The sequence below is a fragment of the Streptomyces sp. MnatMP-M17 genome, assembly GCF_900091995.1.
GTDB lineage: Bacteria > Actinomycetota > Actinomycetes > Streptomycetales > Streptomycetaceae > Streptomyces.
On record NZ_FMDK01000117.1, the window covers coordinates 1 to 4,080 of the forward strand.

Annotated in this window: 4 protein-coding genes and 1 pseudogene; 2 read left to right on the forward strand and 3 right to left on the reverse strand. The window is 70.3% G+C overall.

From position 1 onward, the window contains the following. The coding region (locus GA0115259_RS06365; protein ID WP_107469142.1) for a sensor histidine kinase at positions 1–1,221 on the forward strand (1,221 nt) is incomplete at its 5' end. Continuing rightward, the gene (locus GA0115259_RS06370; protein ID WP_093592095.1) at positions 1,218–1,901 is read left to right on the forward strand and encodes a response regulator; all 684 of its coding nucleotides are present in this window, start codon (positions 1,218–1,220) and stop codon (positions 1,899–1,901) included. The genes GA0115259_RS06365 and GA0115259_RS06370, both read left to right, overlap by 4 nt. A gap of 57 nt (positions 1,902–1,958) precedes the next feature. Here GA0115259_RS06370 and GA0115259_RS06375 read toward each other — a convergent pair whose 3' ends face one another. The 3 genes and pseudogenes from GA0115259_RS06375 to GA0115259_RS06385 form a co-directional block, all read right to left on the reverse strand. Continuing rightward, entirely contained in the window at positions 1,959–3,203 is a 1,245-nt protein-coding gene (locus tag GA0115259_RS06375; protein WP_093592098.1) for an RNA polymerase sigma factor, read from the reverse strand. A 97-nt stretch (positions 3,204–3,300) separates the two neighbouring features. Then, positions 3,301–3,657, reverse strand: a complete 357-nt coding sequence (locus tag GA0115259_RS06380; RefSeq protein ID WP_093592101.1) for a YciI family protein — start codon at positions 3,655–3,657, stop codon at positions 3,301–3,303. A 157-nt stretch (positions 3,658–3,814) separates the two neighbouring features. Next, positions 3,815–4,080, reverse strand: a pseudogene (locus GA0115259_RS06385) (transcriptional regulator); the annotation flags it as partial.

Sequence of the window (4,080 nt, forward strand, 5' to 3'; positions counted from 1 at the left end):
TGGCGGCCCGCGCTCGTGTCGCCGCTCGTGGTGCTCGCGCCGCTCCTGGCCTTGCTCAACACGAATCAGTACGCCTTCGACTTCCGGATCGGTGTGCCCATCGGCATCCTGCTCGCCGTGGTCCAGTCGGTGTCTCTGGTCACCGCGCCGTTCCTGCCGGTGCTGGCCTGGTGGGCCTCGACGATCGCCATGGTCGTGGTCGCGTCGCTCGCGCAGCCTGTCGAGAGCACCTCGATGTCCTGGATCGACAGCGGATTCGCCTTCCAGGCCCTGGCGGTGTTCCTGGTCGCGCTGCGGGCCCGCCCTCGGATCGCCGCCGAGGTGCTGGTGATCAGTGCGCTGTCGGTCGTGCTCTGCGGCGCGCTCGCGCCCGGGCCCCTGGGCATCGGCTCCGTGACGGCGATCCTGGTGATCGCCGTGGTGGTCGGAGCCGCGCTGCGCGGCCGTCAGGTGGCCCGTACGGAACTGGTCGTACAGGAGGAGATCACCGCCGAGGAACGGGCCCGGCGCACCCTCCTGGAGGAGCGCAACCGGATCGCGCGCGAGCTGCACGATGTGGTCGCCCACCATATGTCGGTGATCTCCATCCAGGCCCAGGCGGCCCCGCATCTGGCCGAGAACCCGTCCGAGGAGCTGCGGGAGAATCTCGCGGGCATCCGCGAGAACGCGGTCGAGGCGCTCACCGAACTGCGCCGGGTGCTCGGCGTACTGCGCTCCGAGGACGCCCTCGCCGAGGGCGCGCGGCACGCTCCGCAGCCCAGCCTCGACCGGCTGGACGAGCTGGTCGGCAATGTGCGCGGCGCCGGAGTCGCCGTCACGGCGCGTACGGTCGGGGAACCGCGTCCGCTGCCGCCGGGCGTCGGGCTGTCGGCGTTCCGTATCGTGCAGGAGGCGCTCAGCAATGTGATGCGGCACGCGCCGGGAGCGGAGGTACGGGTGGAGACCGGGTATCACGCGTCGGGGATCACGGTCCGGATCACGAACACCGCGCCCGGCCGTACGGCTCGGCCTTCACCTTCTCCCGTACCGGGAGCCGGCCAGGGTCCAGTCGGCCACGGTCTGCTCGGTATGCGCGAGCGCACCGCGATGCTGGGCGGCGAACTGGTGACCGGGGCCACGCCCGAGGGCGGCTGGGAAGTGACCGCGATGCTGCCCACAAGCCCGCCGACCGGGCCTGTCGAATCTGTTGAGTACGCCGAGGACATCGAGGACACCGTATGACCACGACGAGGACGGCCATCCGTGTCCTGATCGCCGACGATCAGATGATGGTCCGCCAGGGCCTCACCGTGCTGCTCAACGCCGAGTCCGGCATCGAGGTCGTCGGCCAGGCCGTGGACGGCCTCGACGCCGTCGCCAAGGTCGCCGACCTCACTCCCGACGTGGTGCTGATGGACATACGGATGCCCGGAATCGGCGGTATCGAGGCGACGCGCCGCATCACCGGTCCGGTCGGCGCCACCGTCAAAGTGCTCGTCCTGACCACCTTCGATCTTGACGAGTATGTGTACGAGGCGCTGCGCGCGGGCGCGTCCGGCTTTCTGCTGAAGGACGCGTCGGCCGCCGAACTGGCGCAGGCGGTACGGGTGGTGGCGGCCGGCGACGCCCTGCTCGCCCCGAACATCACCAAGCGGCTGATCGCCGAGTTCTCACGGATGAGCGCCGCGCCCAGGGCGCCGCTCAAGGACCGCGTCGCCGATCTCACGGAGCGTGAGACCGAGGTGCTGTCCCTGATCGCACAGGGCCTGTCCAACGCGGAGATCGCCGTGTCCCTGGTGGTGGCGGAGCAGACGGTGAAGACCCATGTGGGCCGGATCCTGGTCAAACTGGGCCTGCGCGACCGTACGCAGGTCGCGGTCTTCGCGTACGAGTCGGGGCTGGTGCGCCCGGCCGGATACTGAGCGGATTGACGTCGGCACCGCGCCCGGGTCCGAGCGACCTGGCGGCCTACCGACCGGTCACCGACCGGTCGTAGGGCGGTGGCGCGAAGCTCGTTCCAGAAGCAGTTCACGCTCGCGCGCGTTACGGGTCAGCGACGCCGCCCGTTCGAATTCCGCGCGCGCCTCCTCCTCACGTCCGAGGCGCTCCAGCAGATCTCCTCGGACGCTCGGCAGCAGGTGGTAGCCCTTCAGGGCCGGTTCCTCGGTGAGGGCGTCCACCAGCTTCAGACCGGCCGCCGGGCCCTCCGACATCGAGACGGCGACCGCGCGGTTCAGCTCCACCACGGGGGAGGGGATCAGGGCCAGCAGCCGCCCGTACAGCGCGGCGATCGCCTTCCAGTCCGTGTCCTCGTAACGGAGCGTACGCGCGTGGCACGCGGCGATCGCCGCCTGGACGGAGTACGGGCCGTCGCCCGCCCGGTGCAGGGCCTCGACACCACGGAGGATGAGCAGCCGGTTCCACTTGGCGCGGTTCTGGTCGGCGAGCAGTACCGGTTCACCGTCGGGGCCCGTGCGGGCCGCGATACGGGACGCCTGGAACTCCAGCAGCGCCGCCAGTCCGTGGACCTCGGGCTCCCCGGGCATCAGACCGGCCAGGACACGGGCCAGCCGCAGCGCGTCCTCGCACAGGGCCGGGCGTACGAGGTCGTCACCGGCCGTCGCGGAGTAGCCCTCGTTGAAGATCAGGTAGATGACTTCGAGGACCGACGAGAGCCGGGCGGCGCGGTCGCAGCCGTACGGGACCTCGAAGGGCACTCCGGCCTTGGCGAGCGCCCGTTTCGCGCGGACGATGCGCTGGGCGACCGTCGGCTCCGAGGCCAGGAACGCGCGGGCGATCTCCTCCGTCGTCAGTCCGCCCAGCAACCGCAGCGTGAGCGCGATCCGGGCCTCCGTGGACAGCACGGGATGGCACGCGGTGAAGATCAGCCGCAGCAGATCGTCGTCGATGTCGTCGGAGTCCCGCGGCTCGGGCGGAGGGACGTCCTCCAGGGCGCGTCCGACCTCGGCGAGCTTGTGTGCGTACGTCTCCTTGCGGCGGACGAGATCGATGGCGCGGTGCTTGGCGGTGGCCATGAGCCAGGCGCCCGGTCTGTCCGGGACGCCCGACTCCGGCCACTGCTCCAGCGCGGCGACCAGAGCGTCCTGCGCGAGCTCCTCGGCGATGCCCACGTCCCGTACGATGCGGGCGACACCGGCGATGATCCGCGCGGACTCGATCCTGAACACCGCTTCGACCGTCTCGGTCGCGCTTGCCGCCGTCACAGCCACCCATCAGAACAGCCGTACGGCGACGGAGCAAGCGCAGCCCCGATCAGCGCTCGGACCAGCGCTCGGACCAGCGCTCGGATCGGCCTTCGGATCAGCCCTCGGCGATCTCGCGGACCTCGACGGTGATCTCCCAGTGCTCCGGATGGATCTCCAGGAACCGCTTGGCCCACTCCAGCGCCTCGGCCTTGTCCTTGCACTGGGTGATGGAGTAGCCCCCGATGACTTCCTTGCTCTCGGTGAAGGGCCCGTCGGTGTAGCTGAACCTGCCACCGGACCAGGTGACCCGGGTGCCGTCGGCGGTCGGTGTGAGCCCGGCCGTGTCCAGCATGACTCCGGCCTTGGTGATCTCCTCGAACAGCGCGCCCATCCGCTGCTCGAACTCGGGGCCTGCCGCATCGGGGGACACGTTCTGCTCATCGATGCGGACCAACGTCAGAAAACGCGGCATGGTGACTCCTCGGTCGCAAAGGCAGGGCCTTTCCCCACCTCTCACCCCTGCGTCGAACGGACACCGGCCGAATCGACAGCGCCTCCGAGATTCCCCGAAGTTTTTCCGCGTACCCCGGCTCGGCGGGCCACGGCCACGGTGTCAGTGCTCCACGGCTTCACCGTGGCGGCGTGTCCGTCGCGCCTGTGGGAAATTCCTGGGTGCCGAGTACGCGCAGCAGTTCCAGCCGCTCGCGGGTCTCGGCGTCCGCCGGGGTGAGCACCAGCAGCTGCTGGCCCTGGTCGGGAGTGACCAGGGTCTCGCAGTCCATCAGCAGGCTGCCGACCTGCGGATGCAGCAGGGTCTTGCGGTCGGCACGCCGGACCGCCACTTCGTGCTCGGCCCAGAGCCGGCGGAAGTCCGCGCTCGCGGCCCGCAACCGGT